The organism is Fibrobacter sp. UWB10 (genome assembly GCF_900182935.1).
GTDB classification, from domain to species: Bacteria; Fibrobacterota; Fibrobacteria; order Fibrobacterales; family Fibrobacteraceae; genus Fibrobacter; species Fibrobacter succinogenes_O.
On the sequence record NZ_FXUE01000007.1, the window covers coordinates 58444 to 75708 of the forward strand.

Consider the following 17265-nt stretch of genomic DNA (forward strand, 5'->3'; position numbering starts at 1 on the left):
AGGCTTCCTGTTTCCTGCGAGAACCCAAAAAACTCTTTTTAAAGGACGAGCAATCGTCCTTTTGTTGTATATTTGTAGAAAAATCTCCTACCTTAAAGGCGGTATTTTATGCTGATGGAAAAGATTGCATCCCCTGCCGATGTGAAGAAGATGGACACAGAAAGCCTGAAGGCGCTCGCGGGCGAAATCCGCACGGCGCTTTTGAACAAAATTTCAAAATGCGGCGGACACCTGGGCCCGAACCTCGGATTCGTGGAGCCGACCATCGCACTGCACTATGTATTTGAATCGCCCAAAGACAAGATTGTCTACGACGTTAGCCACCAGAGTTACACCCACAAGATTTTGACAGGCCGCGCCGAAGCATTCCTAAATCCGGACAAGTATTGGAGCGTTACAGGCTACACTGAACCTTGCGAAAGCGAGCATGACCATTTTATGATTGGCCACACCTCGACTTCCGTGAGCCTTGCACTCGGGCTTGCAACCGCCCGCGATATCAAGGGCGAAAAGGGCAACGTCATCGCCGTCATCGGCGACGGTTCGCTCAGCGGCGGCGAAGCGTTCGAAGGCCTCGACAACGCCGGCGAATACGCCACCAACTTTATCGTGGTCGTGAACGATAACGAAATGTCCATCGCCGAAAACCACGGCGGCCTTTACGGGAGCCTCGCGGAACTCCGCAAAACGCAGGGCAAGAGCGAAAACAATTACTTCAAGAGCCTCGGCTTTGACTACCTATATGTAGAACAGGGTAACGACATCGAATCGCTCATCGCCGCATTCAAGCAAGTGAAAGATTCCACAAAGCCCGTGGTCGTACACATTCACACGCTCAAGGGCAAAGGCTACAGCTTCGCCGAAAATTCCAAAGAAGGTTTCCACTGGGCAGCACCCTTTGACATTCCGACCGGTGTCGTGAACTGGGGTAACGGAGAATCGTACGGCAACATTCTCGGCGAATACCTGATGAAAAAAATCAAGGCAGACCCGAAAGTCGTCGTAATCCATTCCGCGGTGCCCGCAGGTATCGGCTTCTTTGCCGAGCAGCGTAAAGCGGCGGGCAAGCAATTCATTGACGTGGGCATCGCCGAAGAGCACGCTGTCGCACTCGCATCCGGGCTCGCGAAGGGCGGCGCAAAGCCCGTGTACAGCACGCACGGCACGTTTATCCAGCGCACTTACGACCAGCTTTCGCAAGACCTTTGCGCGAACAACAACCCGGCAACGATTCTTGTGACCATGTCGGGCGCCGATGGCATGAACGATACCACGCACCTCTGCATTTTCGACATCGCGATGATGAGCAACATCCCGAACCTGGTGTACCTCTGCCCCACCTGCGTAGAAGAAGCCATTGCCATGATGGATTACGCAATTGATCAGAGGTCACACCCGATGGCCATCCGCATCCCAAACGGAGTCGCACACCGCAGCGTGAAATTCGACACCGACTACTCCAAGCTGAATACATATAAAGTAGATAAGCGCGGAAGTAAAGTCGCCCTAATCGGTCTTGGCAGCTACTACGCTCTCGCCGAAGAAGCCGCAGCGGAACTTGCCAAGCAGGGAATCGACGCCACCATCATCAACCCGCGATTCGCAACAGGCATCGACTGCGAAGTGTTGGAAGGCCTGCGCGCCGACCACCAGGTTGTCGTGTCGCTCGAAAACGGCGTCATCGATGGTGGCTTTGGCGAAAAGATTGCACGTTTCTACGGCAACACCGACATGCGTGTGCTCGTGAAGGGCCTCAAAAAGGAATTCTACGACAAGGTGCCTTACGGCGAACTCATGGAAAGAAACCGCCTCACGCCCAAGCAGATTGTGGAAGATGTGATGGCGGTGCTGAAATAACGTCACCGAAATAACATCGCCGAAACCAGAATCGTGCCTTTCGCCTGAAATAAGTATATATTTCGGGTATGTCCATCTCGCAGCACATATTCCGACTTATGCTCCCCGCACTCTTGTGGGGAGCTGTCGGCGCAAACGCGGCTGGAATCGCAGGCGTGTTCGATGCTGGTTGGACAACCGCCTACCAGTCGCAAGATTCCATTACGCACATGCACCAACGCCTGCATGCGCTCGGCATGGAGCAAGTCGTTTTGCAATACGCCGCCGTCGAAGCAACACATTTGTATTACCCCTCGCAACTGGACTTTCTGCAAGACACGCAGTACAAAACAATCAACTGTTCCCGAAAAGCATCGAGGCCGCCAATACAGCCGGAACCAAACTTTGGCTTGGACTCTATTACAATGGCGAAAACTGGTACACCCCACCGAACGCTGAGCAGCTCGATACGCTTACATCAAGAAACCTGAAAGTCCTCGAAGAAATCCATTCGCTATACGGCAGCGAGAGCGTTATCGAAGGCGTTTACATTCCGCAAGAAATCGCGCGCTACTACTGGGATGGCCTTCGCAATGACGCAACGCCGGAAATGCTCACAGAACATTTCTTGAAGCTAGTCACCGAAGCCGCACAGGCGAAGGGCTGGAAAGTCATGGCCGCCCCGTTCTACAACCAGAATCTGGAAACACCCGAGAAGTTGCAATCATTTTTCGAGAAACTCTTTGCCGCCGGATTCAAGCCCGACATTATCGCCATGCAAGACGGCATCGGCGCAAACGATGCAGGCAAACTCCACGCCGAAATTGCAACCGTAGGCAACTACGAACGTGCCGTAGCACAAGCCTGCAAAAAATACGGAATCGAATTCTGGGTCGACATGGAACTGTTCCGCACCGACGATTCGCACGCGCTCGCCGACAGCGCAAGAATCTCCGCACAGCTTGACACCGCATACGCTGCAGGTGCCGCAAAAGTCATTGCCTACGACCTCGCCGTCCTCGGAAACGCAGGCCTAGACTCGCTTGAAAAATGGAACCTCAGTTCCGAAAGCAACGCATCAAGCATCATCAAACGCCGCAATGCTAAAACAAGCCCGCGTCCCAGCGACCGCAAGCAAGCTCCGCTCAAATACTACAAGCCGGACGGAGCAAGAGCCCAGCCCGGCCAGAGAGTGAAAAAATTTTTCCTATTTTAACCACAGGAGCATATTAATATGAAAAAAATTCTTCTCACAAGTCTTATCTGTTCCATGTCTGCATTCGCTTGGATTCCAGGCGTATGCGATATTGGAGACGCACGTCAAGACAGTTTTGGAAAAGCACAAGACTATTTCATCATAGATGAATGCGCCAAAGGACAATCTACAGAAATTAGCTTGCCCGATTTCACACATAAAGTTTACTGGTGTTCCTGCTACACAGGCGCCCTAGCCTGCTATTTTGGGAAAGACATCGAAAAACTTAAAAAAGCAAACTCCGAAGAACTAAAAAAAGCAGATGAAAAAGCAACAAAATTGGCCGACAAATGCTACCTGAAGATGATAAAGCAATAAATGACATTAAAAAACAGCATGCCGAAATCGTTAAGAAAATTGACGATTTCATTGCTGAAAATAAAGATCTGAATTTTAGAACAAATTCTGCAAAGCTAACCTCATTCGGGTCGCTCGTCAAGGAGTATGAACAAAATCGCTCAAAAAAATCGACCGTTTCCAAAAACAATAAAGAATGGCACAGGGAAGACAAGACACTAGAAAACTTCAAGAAATACCGTAAGAGGCCTAGCGAAAATTCTATTGCGCAACTTACTGATTTCTACAATTTCTTGCTTTCGTTCAAAGGCGATATCATTCCGCCGTCAAAAAGAATTCCAAAAGAAAAGCATCCCCTGGGTTCGGAGACGCTTGTCAGTTTCTTGAGAAAAAAATCTGCAATGATTCAAATTCCAAAGGACTTATCAGAAGACGATTCCTAAGCTTCGTCAGAGTTAGAGGTTTCGCTTTCAGACGTATTGGGCCGTGCCACGTGGACATCATAATAGCAGTTTCGGATTTCGGTAATCAGCAAATCAATCTGATCTAACTGGTGCGGAATCCGACGAATCTTTTTGCGTTCCCGTTCAACCTTCCGTCCATATTCATGATTCATCTTTTGAAGCGCAGAATCGAAATCTCTTTTCAGCAAATAATACCGAGCTGCAAACCACGTTGCTGTCGCAGTCAATGCAATAAAAAGCAAAAACACAAAAATAGCTTCTGCAGAGATTGTCGAAGGGACGAAGTAGTCATTCATGTTTGAAACACTCTGTTAAAGGTCTTCTCTAGTTCAATATAACAAAAGATTGCCTTATATGCTTCTTCCGCTTTTTCGAATCTCAGCTCTTACGGATTCCGCAATTATCTTACAATTATCATTGTGAGCTTTAAAAACAATCCAATCCGTTGGTCCCTTAAAACACGTATCAACAATTCCTGTTGCGCGATGCGCCAAATGCTTACAAAGGCACACGATAACACCAAAATCTCTCATGTGTGTGCCATTCCATAACGCACGTAATTTTGAACACGATTTAGCATTACGTTCAACAAGAATTTGCCGGACTACATACCCCAATTCTTTTTCAAGCGCTTTCTTTTTCGAAGCATTGCCGCCAACTAAGATGATATCAATGCTATCCTTCAAATAATCATTCATAACCATTTCTCCTTTATAGCTCGTTATTAGCATTCATGCCCCAAAAAGACAACGTTCCTGAGGCCAATATCAGCTCTAAGCTGCTTGACGGCCTGGTGACGGTAAACGCCCTTGATATAGCGATAGGGCTCTGCCGAGAAAAAGACCCTTTCGCCCCTTTTGAACGAAACTCCGTTCAGACTAAAATTGCTATCCTGAATCCATACATGGTCCGTCAGCGAATTGCCCTGTTCGTCCATAACATTCGTCAAGACCGCAACCATCTTGTTGCTAGCAGTCATGCTAATGCGGCCAAAATTGGCGCTGTAAGAATGACGGGTGAGTGTACTGCCGAGATTTCTCATAATTCTGTCCTTTTTTTGTTGTGACCGCGACTGCGGAAGTTTTAAAGGTAAGGGGTTTCCCCCTTACGATTACAGATTTAGATTTTGGTTCAGGGACAAAACGGGACAAAAAGAAGGGGGTTATTTTGCCCCCTTGAAGAGCCTGCTTGTCGGATTCTTCTGAATCGATCGATTCTTTTGAACCGCAAGGTACTGCTTGTTAAAACCACTAGTACCCTTGTTAGCGTTCTTCTGGTTTGCGTGATTGTCACGCGGCGAGAGTTTGGACATAGAAGTCTCCTTGTTAAGGTTTAAAATCCGTTGTCTTCGTCATCATCATCGTCCATGAGGTACGACTTGAGTTCATCATCAATTTGGAAGGTCACTTCGAAGGACGCAAGCGATCTCAAAGCAGGCGTTCCAAAAACCTTGACCATACCATTCGACTTCAAGTCTGCCTTGAACTCCATCTTGGTATAGGTGGAGCAGAACGTCTTGCCAGTAGACACAAGTTTGGTCTTATCGGAACAGACCGTCAGGTTCTCCATGTTCTTGCCATATTCCTCCGGAATTTCCTCGGGGTCATTCTTGGCGTTATCATACCAAGAGTCAGGAACAGGCTGGACATCAAGGATATAAGGCATATCCCCCATCGGATTCCATAGGGTCAGAAGGAAGGCACCTTTCAGCCCCTGCCAAACATTCCCCGATTCCATGGTTTTTAAGCCAGTGGATGTCAGTTCATAGCCGTTCTGCTTATCGTAAGCAAGTAAGCCCTGCGCTTTGAAAAAGAAGAGGATGTTCTTGACGGCGGCCCTACGGGCCTCGCCGTTGTCGCAGAAGAGGTCGCGACAAATATCCACCTCGTTGGCGTGCGGGTGTTCTACGATGTACTTGAGGAACGGGCAGATCCACAAGTTCTTCCTGAGGGCGCTGATTTCGCCCTTCATGATGCGGAAAGAGAGGTTGCTCTCGAGATTGAGTTTCATAGTTAGTCCTTTGATGAATTAAAGGTTATGGGTTACATTCTTGAGTTTTTGGACAATGCGGCCAAGTGCCCCCTGGCCCTTGCTCATAGCACGCCAATTGCCAACATGCACCATCATGTAGCGGGCGCGAGTGATAGCAACGTTCAGGCGGTTCGGGGCACTGATGAAGCAGGTCGCAACCTGGTTGCTGTAGCTGAGGAATACGATGTCCGCTTCGTGCCCCTGGAAGGAGTCTACGGAACCCACGCTGAACGTCACGAACTTCGAACTATCCTTGAACACGCGCAGGCAAACGGCCTTCAATTCCTCGGCCTGTTCCTTGTAGAACGAAAGGACCGCGACAGACCACTTTTCGACCTTCCCACTTTTCTCATCCTTCTTGGGCTTTGCCTTCGCGAAATCGCGGAACTTTTCTAGTTCCTTTTCAATCCATGCCTGCTCCTTCTTGTTGCGGTTCTTGTGGTCACAGCGTCCCTTGATGTTCTCCCAATGCACATGCTGCTTACCAAAACGGCGGTACGACCATTCGCGTTTACCTTCCATATGCTCGGAACGCATCGCCATACCATCATAGAACTCGTCGGAAGCGAGTTGCGCAATCTGCTGATGACTGCGGTGCTGGTAAGAAAGCTTGACACAGCGCTCATCGAGCATCTTCTCAGGAATTCCACGGAAAAGAGCAAGATCCCTATATTCACCGTAACCTCTGCTAAGGAGTTCCATACACGAAGGCAGGTAAATCTGTTCAAAGATGCGGATGCGCTTCTTGCAAGCTTCCTTGTCCCCTTCGGGAATCAGTTGGTCCACTTCTTCTTTCAAGCGGGTGAGCGTACTCTTGTCGGCGTTCACGTCATTGTCGCGTTGTTCGAACATGCGAATCAATCTCCACGAAATTTCGTCGTGCCATTCCTTGGGATCGTTCTCATCAAAGCGTTCAAAGAGCTTCTCGCGATTGTAACGTGCAGCCGCCACCCATTCCTGCATACCTTCTTCGTGAAGAATACGCCCAGTATTCTTATCACGAGCCACACGTATGGTGGTAACGCGGGGTGCAATCAGGTCGCGTTTTTCCTTGAGCGATGGCAGGGTCCCCACAATAACGGTGGCATAGGGCAAGACATCATCATACTCGGACTTGTCGGCATCGGCAAAGAGGATATCATACTTCTTTGCATACCGCTTGTACCAATAAGCATCCATTTCAGATTCCTTCTCCACCAGCACCACAGTCTGACGCATCTGCTTGCCGGCAGACATCAGTAACGAATCCGAAGCCACAGTGTATTCACGTTCCTTATCAGAATCATCTGGGTAACAAATCTGCAGGTTCTCCGCCAAGTCATCATCACTCACGTATGGCGGCAACTGCTGGATATCACCCACGATAATCCAATGATTGCACAGGCACGCCGGAACCAGGAATTCCTGAATAGTGGTCTTGGAAGCCTCATCGAGAATCAGGTAGTCGAACGGCGGCTCGTCAGAACCCTTCAAACTCAACTGCCTCATCACTTCAAGAGACGCCCCAAAAGTGGTGCCCGCAACAATGGGCGTGTTCTCCTGAAGGAATTCATACAACAGCAGGTTATCCTTGACATCGCTATGTTCCAAAAGTTCCTGCTGGACTGCGGTACGCTTGTCTTCGGGAATCCTCTTCAAGCGTTCCTGAAGAGCCTTAGCCTCCGTCTTCATAAAAGGCTTGCCGTTAATAAACTTCTTGGCATCATTGCTAATGTTGGGATTGTCTTCGCAACCATAACGTTTGACGCAGGCAAGGTCCAAGTGGTCCTTCAGTTTTTCCAAGATATTGTCGACAGCCACATTGGTAGAGGCAACAAGCAAAATGCGCTTGCCTCGCTTTACCAGCTGGATAATAAGCTCGATAATGGCGGTAGTTTTGCCAGAACCAGGAGGCCCAACCTTGATGGTGAAATCCGGAGTAGAGAGCGCATTGCATACAAACTTACGTTGTTCACTATTGCCCGGACGATTGTTATCCTTAAGGATGTAGTAATCGTCATCGGCTAGTTCAACAGGCGTATAGCTCGGGAGATCCAATTCTTCCTTCTGCATAATACTATTGAGGGCCTGGGGAATAATTGCGGGAATGTTATAGAACGATTCGAAATTATTCACCTCACTGCGGGCAGCCACTCCTAAGTCTCCATGCACACCACTGACATGCTCCATTGCTGCGATTTCAGCAGCCATCGGGATAGTGGAAGGCGGAATGCATAAGATGTGCCCCTCCTTGATGTGCTCCTTCATCCAGAAGTAGACCGTCTTCTTTCCAGTATCCTTATCCACTTCAAAGGTAAGGTTCGTCAGCACAATCAAGTTCTTAGGCTCAAGATCCACCCTAGGCACTTTGTTTTCGGGCACCATATACACACGGGCGGAAGAAACGCCCTTCTTGACAGCCTGAATGAAGGTATTCTGAATGTCCTCGAACTTGGCATTGGTACGCTTCGATTCGGTCATCACGTACTTAAGACCACTATCATCTTTTCCCAGGAATTTTCCTTCGAAAAGGGTGGTCTGAAAGCCATTGAGTCGGAGTTCGATTTCCTTCTCGATGGCATGGAGATAATTCTTAGTAGTACACATAGTATAGTCCTCCTAGTCAAATGAAAGGCAAACTGTTTTTTCGTACCGCGACTGCGGAAGTTTTTAGCGTTCGGGGCGTTTCCCCTTAACGATTACAGATTTAGATTTTGGTTTCGGGACAAACCGGGACAAAAAGCGCTTCTCAAAAATTGCCGTTTTTAGGCTAAAATCGCCATTTTATGCAATAGCTTGAATTTTTTACAACTATTTTTTACATTAGAGTCTGATATAAAGACAAAGGGCCTATAAATGACCGACGACGTTACCGAATGGCGAAAGTTGCGCAACGAGCTCGACGACATGTTGAAAGCTCGCGAAATGAAGTACGCCGACGCCGTTAGGAAATACTACAGCAAAAACCCGAAAGACGCTAGCGAAAAAAAGTCATCTCGCAAAAAAATCATCAGCAAAAATATGTCAAGAGAAGACGAATTCTCGTATGACAACAGCGTCGAAAAAAAATACTGGAAAAACCGCCCTAAAAATGAAACTGACCTTGCCAACGACAAACCCGCAGATAATCGAATTATCCCAGCAATCATCTTCTTTGAAAAACTGAAAAAATTTATTCTCTCCCTAGAATGCCAGAAACCAGAACAATGGCTAGTAGAAAACGATTATCAATATTTTTTAGATAAAGTCAGAAAAGAAGTCATTCCTAATGTCAAGAAACAAATGGAAGATGAACAGTATCAGCTAAAAAAAGATGAAAACGGAATGGACGAATTCGATTTCTAAAATCCAAGGAATAACTATGAAAAAGATTTTCTATGCATTAATGGCCCTAATGATTTTTGTATTCGCATCGTGTTCTAAAGAAGATGCCAAGGAAAACACGGTCTGTTTCGCACAATGTCTCCTCGCCAAAGAACACGGCCAAAATTTTGCCCAAAACAACAATGAAGAACAATCTATTATAGACGAAAAACTGAATCTTATTCTTAGAGGCATGGGTAAGCAAGATTCTATTTTGAATATTTTAGGAGCGGAACTTGCCTCAGCAAACAAACAACAAGACTCTACAACGCCCAATAGCAACTGCGTAACACAAGAAGCCCCCACAGACATGCCCCATATCAACAGCGAGACGCAAGTGGCCGAACCGGCGCCAGAACCGATGCCAGAACAAACACCCTTCGCAGATGCAGAAGAAACTTACGACGACAAAATTCCTGAAATCAGAGAAAAGAAGAGTAATTTCGAAGAACAAGCTATATCAGGAACAATCGGTGCTGTTCTCGGAGCAGCAGGCGGATTTATGGCCGCCCAAAAAATGGGCTGCAAAAGGCTTGAAGTTCTTATCGAATACAAATTAATGCAGGTATGCATTAATAGTTGCGGCTACAATACAGAAAGAAAATGTAGCGATGCCATCATGAATATGCTCTGCAAAGAAAAACTAGAGGAAGACGAAATCGAACAACGCGCTCGTTCTTGTGATATCAGGCGTTAAGAAGTGCTTTTTTGGGACATCTAGTTCAAAAAAGTAAAGGCTTTAAAATTTTCTAGTCTTTTTTCTCATTTTTTGCATTCTCGCCAAAATCGCGGCATCAGGCTTAAAAAGGCTTTTTAACGAGGTCTTTGTTGTGGGATCACTTAAAATATTGGATTCCATTTTTGGCAAATATTCTTCCAAATCACCGCGATTTTTCTGATAGTAGTTAGTTACAATTTTAGATAATTTTTCTTCAAGGGCAAATTTTTTATCAAATTTTTTCACAGAAAAACTTAATTGTCGAATATCGACTTTGATATCACTCTTATTAGTATCACTAATGAAAATGAGTGCTAAAAAGCGAATGTTTCTTTTGTATTGTTTAAGTTTATTATCGGCAAAATCATAAAATGTTTTCTCTTTAAATTGGCTATTGAAGAATATACTAAAATCACTTCGTTTGCTGACTAGCGCACCATAAGAGGGATTGTTTTGATGTTCTATAGTTATGACATCTTTTTCTGTCTTTTCTTTTTTATGCGTCTGAATTAATTTATAACCAGAAAAAGCGTTAGTTTTCCCTTCACTAGCTTTATCTATGGGTTTGCTTGGATCAAAAAATTCATTATTCATGTCATTTTTGATAAAGTCAAATCGGTCAAGCATTAAAAATTCGAATTCTTCTGTTTCAGTCTTTTTCGCTTTGGACTTTTTATTCATAAAATTTTTTCCATCCAAAGTGACTTCCAATGTATCATTGGCTGTTTCTTTAATGAATCTGTTTTTTAAGAGATAATGAAATTGAATATTGACAAAGCAATCCTCTTCTATTCCAAGAAAATTGAATATTTCGGAGTATGTATTAATCCCACTATCAATTAATTCTAGGAGAACGTGACTAAATCTATCGACTTCAACATCTTTTTCTACAATGACATTCTGTTTACATTCCCAAAAAGGCAAGTCAATCTCAAGAATTTCAGCAAGAAAAAAGTTTTCAGTTCGATAATCATCTTTATGAATACGCCAGGTATTTTGTTTTATGCTATCATGCATTGAAAATTTCCTCCATACTATTGAAGACAAGTCCTTCCTTTTGGAGCTCTTCGACAATTTGTTTTAATTTAAATTCAGTAAAATTCTCCGATTTCGTAAATACAGCCCTATTTAACAGATAATTACTATCGCCTATAATAAATAGCAGCCGCTTTGCACGAGAAAACGCCACATTGATGCGCCTATAATCGGCTAGAAAACCGATATTGTCATGCCCATGACTACTGCGCACTATGTCATAGATGATAATATCTCTTTCGGCGCCCTGGAATTTATCAACGGTATTTATTTGCACCAAAGGCTCATTGTCTTTGATAAAATTACCATATGCTTTAGCATCTACTTGTTTTTTCAAAAGTTCTACTTGCCCTCGGTAGCCAGCGATCACTCCTATATCAAATGGGTTGTCGTTAGATGCATTATCTGGGTAAAGGCTGTTCAATTTTGAGAGTAGTTCCTTAATTGTATCGACGTTACACTGATTTTGCCTATTAAACTTGTCGCCATTATCATAGTGATTCTCCCTATTCGATGTATTCAAAAAGACAATAGAGGTTTCTTTCTTCAAGCTCAATTTATGGGATTTTTTTTCATCGTACCCTTCAATATCAGGATTCTTTAGTTTGCCATCATAGAAATACTTGGATATCAATGAACCTATTTGTTTAGGCATTCGATATTGAATATCCAGCATCTTGACATATCGCTTATTATTTGACGATTCAAATTCCTTTTTTATTTTCTCGAACAACGATACACCATATGTTTTTTCAATATCAAGTCCCTCATCCTCAACTTGTTCTTTGATATCTTGTTTAACAGCATCATCTCGTGTAACAACTGGGGGTAATTGCTTGTCATCGCCAATCAGAATAATGTTTCTTCCCATGCTTATAGGGACTAAGGATTCTGCAGGCGTCGCCTTGCTTGACTCATCCATAATGACATAGTCAAAATTGAAGTTTACTCTACTATATCTACTGCTGGCAATATGGATACAAGTAGCCCCGAGAATATTCATTTTTAAAAGCATTGCCGTTAAAAAATTGATTTCCTCACTACCATTGTTAAGCATGGACACCTTTCTATCGGAGTCGTAATTTACGGAAGAATTGCTAATAAACGCTATCCAGTCTTTTTGAATTTTCTTTAACTTAAAGTATTTCTCTCCAAACGTCTCTTTAAAAACAGTTTCAATATCAGCAAAATCCTCTGCGTTTTCAAATAGCTGTTTTAGATAATCATTACCCTTTGCTAGAGCCTTTTTAAATAACTTGATGTCTTTTTTACTTCTGGCATCTTCAAAGGCTTTGAAAATTTCATACAGGTTTCTATTTCCTTCTTGCGAAGGAAAATTTTCTTCCATATATTTTTTTGACTTCTGCTCCGTTTCGCCAACCCAACTTTTCAATTTTTCTTCATAACAATGTGATTTCATACTTTCAGAGACATTGTCATTTTCAAGAGCATTGTCACTTGCCAAACGGATAAAACGAATCTCCGTTTCGCCAACTAATTTTTCAAGCACATTATCTACGGCCAAATTGGATTGCGAGGTCAACAAAATTTTTGCATTTGGGTTTTCATTCACAATTTGCCGTATGGTTTCTACTATAACAGTCGTTTTACCGGTTCCTGGAGGCCCCTGAATTATGTATATTGGTTTGTAATTAACGGCTTCCAAAACCGCTTCAAGCTGAGAATCGTCTTTTGCAATATTTGAATTGAATAATTTACTTTTGAATCCGTCATAATCCAAATCATGTATATTGCATTCTATAGATTCTTCTGGAGTAGCTATTATATCTCCTAATTCCTTATTAGCTATGCTAGATTTGATAAACTTTTGGCACGCTTCTACTTGTTTCTTGTATTGACTTGTTTCTTGTCTAATATCCTCAGAAAGAATCCCTTGATGTGGTATTTCCTGAATGGTGCAAACAGGATTCGGAATCGTAATAATTTTAGATTCTGAACGCCAATCCCCAATTTTACCAACAATTTGCTCTCCAACGAAAAGAATCTTCTTTTCGTTTTTCATATTCTTTATTTTTCCCCAACTAATTTTGGGGGCGTTTTCTTGTTCGTCATCTAAATAGAATAGTAACTTAGACCCATCCTTTCCTTCTTCCACTTTTTTATATGGAATTTTAAGGGCGCGCATTTCAATAAATTTCTTTTCTGTCTCGGGCAATTTTTGCCATACCTCAAGTTCATTATGCTTTTGGCGAGACAATTTTGCAAGTTTATTTTTTTCCTGATATTTTTCCCATAAAAAATCTATCCAATAATCAGATGTATTTGCGTCATACTCAACATGAGCTTCTAACAAAAACGCATCTTCATCTTGAATAATGGCATTGTTACAATTATTTCTGCAGTTAGTATAAGGAATAAAGAGATAGCCATCGTCATCTACAAAGAATCTTCCCGTCCATTCATTGGTTGTAAATCGTCCTGTAACTTGATCACGTTCGGATAATTCTGGATTAACCACCATCCATGTATTTTCGTTCATTGACGATATGACTTCATCAATATCATCTTCATATTCTGGTTGTGTTATTACAGCCAACGAGGGTAATTGAAACCGCTTTATCGGCGTCAATTTTTGTAACAAATCTATTAATTCGTAATATTTGGAAAACCTCTTCTTTCTGTCGGGATCAAGGGTCTTTTTGACAAGCTCATCTAGTACCAGCTTTTCACTTTCGATATCGCTATAGTTGTCTCGCAAAAAGGCCTCAAAGGTCTTGACCAAAGAAAACATGTCATCTTGATGATTCGGCGATAATTGAGAATCTCCTTTATTATGCTTTATGGCTTGTGGAGACAAATAGTCTTCGTCTAGCAATTTCTCACGTAGAAAGATTTCATAGAGTTTTGGAAAAAGGAGTTTTGCTTCATTTTCTTCATTTACTAGTATGAACTTGGGAGATATGATAAACCCCTGATTATTTCCATTTTTTTTAAAGTAGTCCAACCCCTTTGCTATACCCAAAATAGCAGGGATATCAATATTGTTTGGAAAATCCTTTAAATAATCATCCGAAAAATGTTCATACACGATGTAATAAAAATTTTCGTCCGCATTATAGCTGACATCAATTGTTTTTACGAATCCCTGAACATCACAACCTATTAAAGGCTTGATTTCATTTTCAATCTGTCGATTGAGTGCGCGTCTATTTTCGATGGTTTCCTGTAAAACCAAAATATCGAATACATCTCCTGCAGCATCTTCACAATTTTCATAGAAGTGAAGATGTTCACTTAATATTTTTGGTTCAGATGTGACTGTATATTTTTCTATAGTGTCCAATATTTGCATATTCGATATTTCATCCCGCTTTTCACGATTTCTTCCATTTAATATATATACATAACGCGCTCTAAATTCTTTTTTTTCCCAAAATATAAAGATTACCATACTTGAAAAAACATTTTTCTAGCCACAAAGCGTCACCCCCTCCATTTTTTTCATATATTCCCTAGCATGGACACGGAAAAGAAAATAGCCCTGATTATTGACTGCGACAACGCCAAGGCGGACGCCATCTATGGCATCATGGAAGAACTCTCCAAGTTCGGGGAGACGAGCATCCGCAGGGCGTATGGCAACTGGAAAGGTAGCAACCCCTGGGAAGAGGTTCTGCATCCGTTCGCGATTCAGCCGATACAGCAGTTCCCCTACACGAAGGGGAAGAACGCGACCGACCTTGCGATGACTATCGACGTAATGGAACTCCTGTTCACGGAGAGCATCGACATTTTCGCCATCGTGAGCAGTGATTCGGATTTCACTCCGCTTGCCATGAAACTTAGGGCCAAGTCAAAACAGGTAATCGGGTTCGGTGAAGAAAAGACGCCGCAACCGTTCATTGATTCGTGCAATTCCTTCATCTATATCGACAAGTTCAAGAAGCCGACCGAGTCGGACGAGGCGACGAACAACATCGAACCGCTCGACCGCAACAAGCTGCGCGGCAATTCAAAAATTATGAACGCCATCCGCAAGGCAATCAGCGAAGAGGCCGATGAATCAGGCTGGGCAGTCGCATCCAAGGTTTCACAACAAATCAACCGTCAGATTTCGCTGAGCCCCAAGAACTTCGGCTATGCCAAGTGGCCTGCCCTTATCCGTGCCACGGAATACTTTGAGGAAGGCAAAAATTCCAAGGGGCAGCAAGTCTTCCGCATCAAGAAGAAGTAACCACTCAACGCACTACTTCACACACCTAACCGATCGCGCTTCATCTTTGCCGAAGGCGCTGAGCTTGGCGGCCTTGATGCTGAAATCCAGGAGCATGTAGTAAGCGAGGCCATCGGGTGTTTCGACAGCGCACCAAATGTGCGCATAGCCGCCGATGCCATCGAACTTGCCGCCCGTAGTACCGTTTCCGGCAAGGCGGTAACCTGCAGGCAATGCATTAAAGCCGTAAGCGTCCGAGCCGTTTCCTTTCTTGAACCAGCCACTTGTCGATTTGAGAGCATAGCCAGCAACTTCTGCGCCACCCGCTGCTGAAATAAGTTTTTCAAAGTCCGCGCTGTCGGGCAAGTGCCAGCCTTCAGGGCACACGGCACGTGCCATATCCCACGTATAAAGTCGTCCGTACTTGGAGCAGTTGCGGTTGTCGCCTTCGGGGCAGGCGCTCCCTTCGATTTCGTAATTCAGGTTTTCGGCCATCCAGGTCTGCGGACCGATTTGTACGATGTCGTAACTTTGTCCGTCACGCGGGTCGGTGAAAGACTCGGAGCAGGCAGAAAGCAGGGTTGTCAAAAGAATCGAAATATATAGAATTGGCAAATGCATTTATGAACGTCCCTTGAAAAGAATCACTCTACGCATCGGACAGATAGTGCTGCGCGTTTTGTAAATTCGCCCCAGTCGCTCGTTCTGAAGTCTCCGTTTTGCAGTCCGTGCAAAAAGAAATAGAGGGCGTGCTCGGAGGAATTTCGATAGTCCGTTAGCTCTGTCGATGTCCAGAAGAAAGCTTCGTTGCCGATGCCGCAATAAATGTTGTCTTCGTTCCCTGTATGGTAACTGCAGTCAAAGTCTCTCATTTCTTTTTCGGCCCTTGCGCCGGCGGCGAGCCCCGCAAAGCCAAACCTGTCAACATATTTGATATCGTATTCTTCGTTTGGGATCCAGCTGTATCTTGCCCTCAGGCTTGCGCTTGCACCTTCATTACCGTTGTGCAAATCGGCATAGTCGATCATCTCGTTCCATTCTTTTTCACTGGGGATGTGCCAACCTTTGGGACATATTCCCTGATGTTTCTTCTTGATTTTCTCGCTATAGATGGCGCTCAATTTGTTATAGGCAGTATCAAGTTGCATAGCAACAGTCCATGGGTAAAGTCTGCCGTAAATAGCGCAGGAGTCAGGCTCGTCGTTGTAGCAGTAGCTTGAATCCGCGGCGAAGTTCAGGTTCTCTGCAAACCACCAGCGGTTACCGATTTTTACGGTTCTGTACGTTTTCCCGTCACGGACATCTACGATGGAATCATATTCAATATTTGCAGAGTCAAATATCTCTTCAGATTCTTCCTCAGCGGTGGAACTTGACCGGTAATAGTCATTATTGCTGCAGCCGCACAAAACGGCAAGGGCGAATACAATGACAAAGAACATCATGGTTCCCCCTCGAAAAATAGCGAATCGCCCCGCTGGTTTACGACAATTACCGAATTCCCCACATCCTTTATTCTGTAAGTCGGTAGTTGCGATTTCAGCATGCCATCATGTATCGCGTAAAAGTCCTCCGAAATCTTGAGATAGTGCGCCGCAAAGGAGATGTCCTTGTGCAAGTCAAAATTGCAGTTTTCAAATTCCAAGGTATCCAAGTCCTGTTTTTCGCCGTTTACGATGGCAAGGGCACAAGCGTACGAGTATTCATCGAGCCGTAGTGCATTCACGCAATAGAAGTTTCCATCAATAGAATCCATAGCAAGGCAGCTTTCGGTCCAGCGAGGAAGTCCCTTGAAAGACAACTCCTCAGGCAAAAGATCTTCGGGTATTGAGTTTTTCTTGCCAACCTTTTGGGAACGTAGGCTTGCAGAATAATAGTAAGTCGAGATGATATTGCTAAACGTCTCTCCATCATCGTAATTCATAAAATGACTGCAGTGAATTACTCCACTTTCCCAGTGGCGAACTTCAACAACCATGGTCGTGTCATCTATCAAACCCTTATAGCGCCATGTGTAGCCCTTGTCAGTCACCTCGTAGGTGTCGATGCCGCACCCAACTAGCACTACACAGGGTATTGCGCATATCATCGTAAAAATGAATCGCCAAAAAAT

General features: G+C 44.2%; 19 protein-coding genes. 8 read left to right on the plus strand and 11 right to left on the minus strand.

The window, feature by feature from the left end; translation table 11 throughout:
• Positions 1-108: 108 nt before the first annotated feature.
• The 5 genes from QOL41_RS13515 (at position 109) to QOL41_RS13535 (ending at position 3831) form a co-directional block, all read left to right on the plus strand.
• The gene (locus QOL41_RS13515; protein ID WP_349362409.1) at positions 109-1857 is read left to right on the plus strand and encodes a 1-deoxy-D-xylulose-5-phosphate synthase; all 1749 of its coding nucleotides are present in this window, start codon (positions 109-111) and stop codon (positions 1855-1857) included.
• A gap of 68 nt (positions 1858-1925) precedes the next feature.
• Positions 1926-2327 (plus strand): hypothetical protein, encoded by a 402-nt coding sequence (locus QOL41_RS13520; RefSeq protein WP_283430185.1) that lies wholly within the window; start codon positions 1926-1928, stop codon positions 2325-2327.
• Complete coding sequence (locus tag QOL41_RS13525; RefSeq protein WP_349362411.1) at positions 2210-3052, plus strand: DUF4434 domain-containing protein; 843 nt, start codon at positions 2210-2212, stop codon at positions 3050-3052. The genes QOL41_RS13520 and QOL41_RS13525 overlap by 118 nt, the downstream gene beginning before the upstream one ends.
• A gap of 18 nt (positions 3053-3070) precedes the next feature.
• A complete protein-coding gene (locus tag QOL41_RS13530) occupies positions 3071-3409 on the plus strand; it encodes a hypothetical protein (protein WP_283430187.1) in 339 nt (112 codons plus the stop codon).
• On the plus strand, positions 3382-3831 hold the full coding sequence (locus QOL41_RS13535; RefSeq protein ID WP_283430188.1) for a hypothetical protein: 450 nt from the start codon (positions 3382-3384) through the stop codon (positions 3829-3831). Before QOL41_RS13530 ends, QOL41_RS13535 begins: the two co-directional genes overlap by 28 nt.
• Here the strand turns inward: QOL41_RS13535 and QOL41_RS13540 are convergent.
• The 6 genes from QOL41_RS13540 to QOL41_RS13565 all read right to left on the minus strand — a co-directional run bounded on the left by QOL41_RS13540 (position 3828) and on the right by QOL41_RS13565 (position 8469).
• The gene (locus QOL41_RS13540; RefSeq protein ID WP_173654226.1) at positions 3828-4094 is read right to left on the minus strand and encodes a hypothetical protein; all 267 of its coding nucleotides are present in this window, start codon (positions 4092-4094) and stop codon (positions 3828-3830) included. The two genes, QOL41_RS13535 and QOL41_RS13540, sit on opposite strands and share 4 nt — an antisense overlap.
• A gap of 108 nt (positions 4095-4202) precedes the next feature.
• Positions 4203-4550 carry a hypothetical protein gene (locus tag QOL41_RS13545; RefSeq protein ID WP_173654227.1) on the minus strand — a complete coding sequence of 116 codons (348 nt, stop codon included), beginning with the start codon at positions 4548-4550 and terminating at the stop codon, positions 4203-4205.
• A 26-nt stretch (positions 4551-4576) separates the two neighbouring features.
• Positions 4577-4894 carry a hypothetical protein gene (locus QOL41_RS13550; protein ID WP_283430189.1) on the minus strand — a complete coding sequence of 106 codons (318 nt, stop codon included), beginning with the start codon at positions 4892-4894 and terminating at the stop codon, positions 4577-4579.
• A gap of 120 nt (positions 4895-5014) precedes the next feature.
• Positions 5015-5164, minus strand: a complete 150-nt coding sequence (locus QOL41_RS13555; RefSeq protein WP_173654229.1) for a hypothetical protein — start codon at positions 5162-5164, stop codon at positions 5015-5017.
• Between the two features lie 20 nt (positions 5165-5184).
• The gene (locus QOL41_RS13560; protein WP_173654230.1) at positions 5185-5862 is read right to left on the minus strand and encodes a hypothetical protein; all 678 of its coding nucleotides are present in this window, start codon (positions 5860-5862) and stop codon (positions 5185-5187) included.
• An 18-nt stretch (positions 5863-5880) separates the two neighbouring features.
• Entirely contained in the window at positions 5881-8469 is a 2589-nt protein-coding gene (locus tag QOL41_RS13565) for a DEAD/DEAH box helicase family protein (RefSeq protein ID WP_283430190.1), read from the minus strand.
• 300 nt (positions 8470-8769) lie between these two features.
• On the opposite strand from QOL41_RS13565, the gene QOL41_RS13570 reads away from it, so the two are divergent.
• Both QOL41_RS13570 and QOL41_RS13575 read left to right on the plus strand, forming a co-directional pair.
• Positions 8770-9207, plus strand: a complete 438-nt coding sequence (locus tag QOL41_RS13570; RefSeq protein WP_283430191.1) for a hypothetical protein — start codon at positions 8770-8772, stop codon at positions 9205-9207.
• A gap of 16 nt (positions 9208-9223) precedes the next feature.
• A complete protein-coding gene (locus QOL41_RS13575; protein ID WP_283430192.1) occupies positions 9224-9922 on the plus strand; it encodes a hypothetical protein in 699 nt (232 codons plus the stop codon).
• Between the two features lie 42 nt (positions 9923-9964).
• Here the strand turns inward: QOL41_RS13575 and QOL41_RS13580 are convergent, their stop codons facing one another.
• Entirely contained in the window at positions 9965-10960 is a 996-nt protein-coding gene (locus tag QOL41_RS13580) for a hypothetical protein (RefSeq protein ID WP_283430193.1), read from the minus strand.
• Positions 10953-14390, minus strand: a complete 3438-nt coding sequence (locus tag QOL41_RS13585; protein ID WP_283430194.1) for an AAA domain-containing protein — start codon at positions 14388-14390, stop codon at positions 10953-10955. The genes QOL41_RS13580 and QOL41_RS13585 overlap by 8 nt, the downstream gene beginning before the upstream one ends.
• Before the next feature lie 66 nt (positions 14391-14456).
• On the opposite strand from QOL41_RS13585, the gene QOL41_RS13590 reads away from it, so the two are divergent.
• The gene (locus QOL41_RS13590) at positions 14457-15173 is read left to right on the plus strand and encodes an NYN domain-containing protein (protein ID WP_173654236.1); all 717 of its coding nucleotides are present in this window, start codon (positions 14457-14459) and stop codon (positions 15171-15173) included.
• Between the two features lie 12 nt (positions 15174-15185).
• On the opposite strand, the gene QOL41_RS13595 is transcribed toward QOL41_RS13590, so the two are convergent.
• Genes QOL41_RS13595 through QOL41_RS13605 form a run of 3 tightly spaced genes read right to left on the minus strand, consistent with a single transcriptional unit; the run spans position 15186 to position 17217 of the window.
• Positions 15186-15740, minus strand: coding sequence for a fibrobacter succinogenes major paralogous domain-containing protein (locus QOL41_RS13595; protein ID WP_283430195.1), 555 nt, complete (start codon positions 15738-15740; stop codon positions 15186-15188).
• A gap of 56 nt (positions 15741-15796) precedes the next feature.
• Positions 15797-16597 (minus strand): FISUMP domain-containing protein, encoded by an 801-nt coding sequence (locus QOL41_RS13600; protein WP_283430196.1) that lies wholly within the window; start codon positions 16595-16597, stop codon positions 15797-15799.
• Entirely contained in the window at positions 16594-17217 is a 624-nt protein-coding gene (locus QOL41_RS13605; protein WP_283430197.1) for a hypothetical protein, read from the minus strand. The genes QOL41_RS13600 and QOL41_RS13605 overlap by 4 nt, the downstream gene beginning before the upstream one ends.
• Positions 17218-17265 lie beyond the last annotated feature (48 nt).

Coding starts and splice junctions, on each gene's coding strand:
- QOL41_RS13585 (WP_283430194.1), bottom strand. CDS start 14,390: ATGGTAATCTTTATATTTTGGGAAAAAAAAGAATTTAGAGCGCGTTAT.
- QOL41_RS13530 (WP_283430187.1), top strand. CDS start 3,071: ATGAAAAAAATTCTTCTCACAAGTCTTATCTGTTCCATGTCTGCATTC.
- QOL41_RS13545 (WP_173654227.1), bottom strand. CDS start 4,550: ATGAATGATTATTTGAAGGATAGCATTGATATCATCTTAGTTGGCGGC.
- QOL41_RS13590 (WP_173654236.1), top strand. CDS start 14,457: ATGGACACGGAAAAGAAAATAGCCCTGATTATTGACTGCGACAACGCC.
- QOL41_RS13555 (WP_173654229.1), bottom strand. CDS start 5,164: ATGTCCAAACTCTCGCCGCGTGACAATCACGCAAACCAGAAGAACGCT.
- QOL41_RS13535 (WP_283430188.1), top strand. CDS start 3,382: ATGCTACCTGAAGATGATAAAGCAATAAATGACATTAAAAAACAGCAT.
- QOL41_RS13575 (WP_283430192.1), top strand. CDS start 9,224: ATGAAAAAGATTTTCTATGCATTAATGGCCCTAATGATTTTTGTATTC.
- QOL41_RS13565 (WP_283430190.1), bottom strand. CDS start 8,469: ATGTGTACTACTAAGAATTATCTCCATGCCATCGAGAAGGAAATCGAA.
- QOL41_RS13570 (WP_283430191.1), top strand. CDS start 8,770: ATGTTGAAAGCTCGCGAAATGAAGTACGCCGACGCCGTTAGGAAATAC.
- QOL41_RS13560 (WP_173654230.1), bottom strand. CDS start 5,862: ATGAAACTCAATCTCGAGAGCAACCTCTCTTTCCGCATCATGAAGGGC.
- QOL41_RS13515 (WP_349362409.1), top strand. CDS start 109: ATGCTGATGGAAAAGATTGCATCCCCTGCCGATGTGAAGAAGATGGAC.
- QOL41_RS13600 (WP_283430196.1), bottom strand. CDS start 16,597: ATGATGTTCTTTGTCATTGTATTCGCCCTTGCCGTTTTGTGCGGCTGC.
- QOL41_RS13580 (WP_283430193.1), bottom strand. CDS start 10,960: ATGCATGATAGCATAAAACAAAATACCTGGCGTATTCATAAAGATGAT.
- QOL41_RS13520 (WP_283430185.1), top strand. CDS start 1,926: ATGTCCATCTCGCAGCACATATTCCGACTTATGCTCCCCGCACTCTTG.
- QOL41_RS13550 (WP_283430189.1), bottom strand. CDS start 4,894: ATGAGAAATCTCGGCAGTACACTCACCCGTCATTCTTACAGCGCCAAT.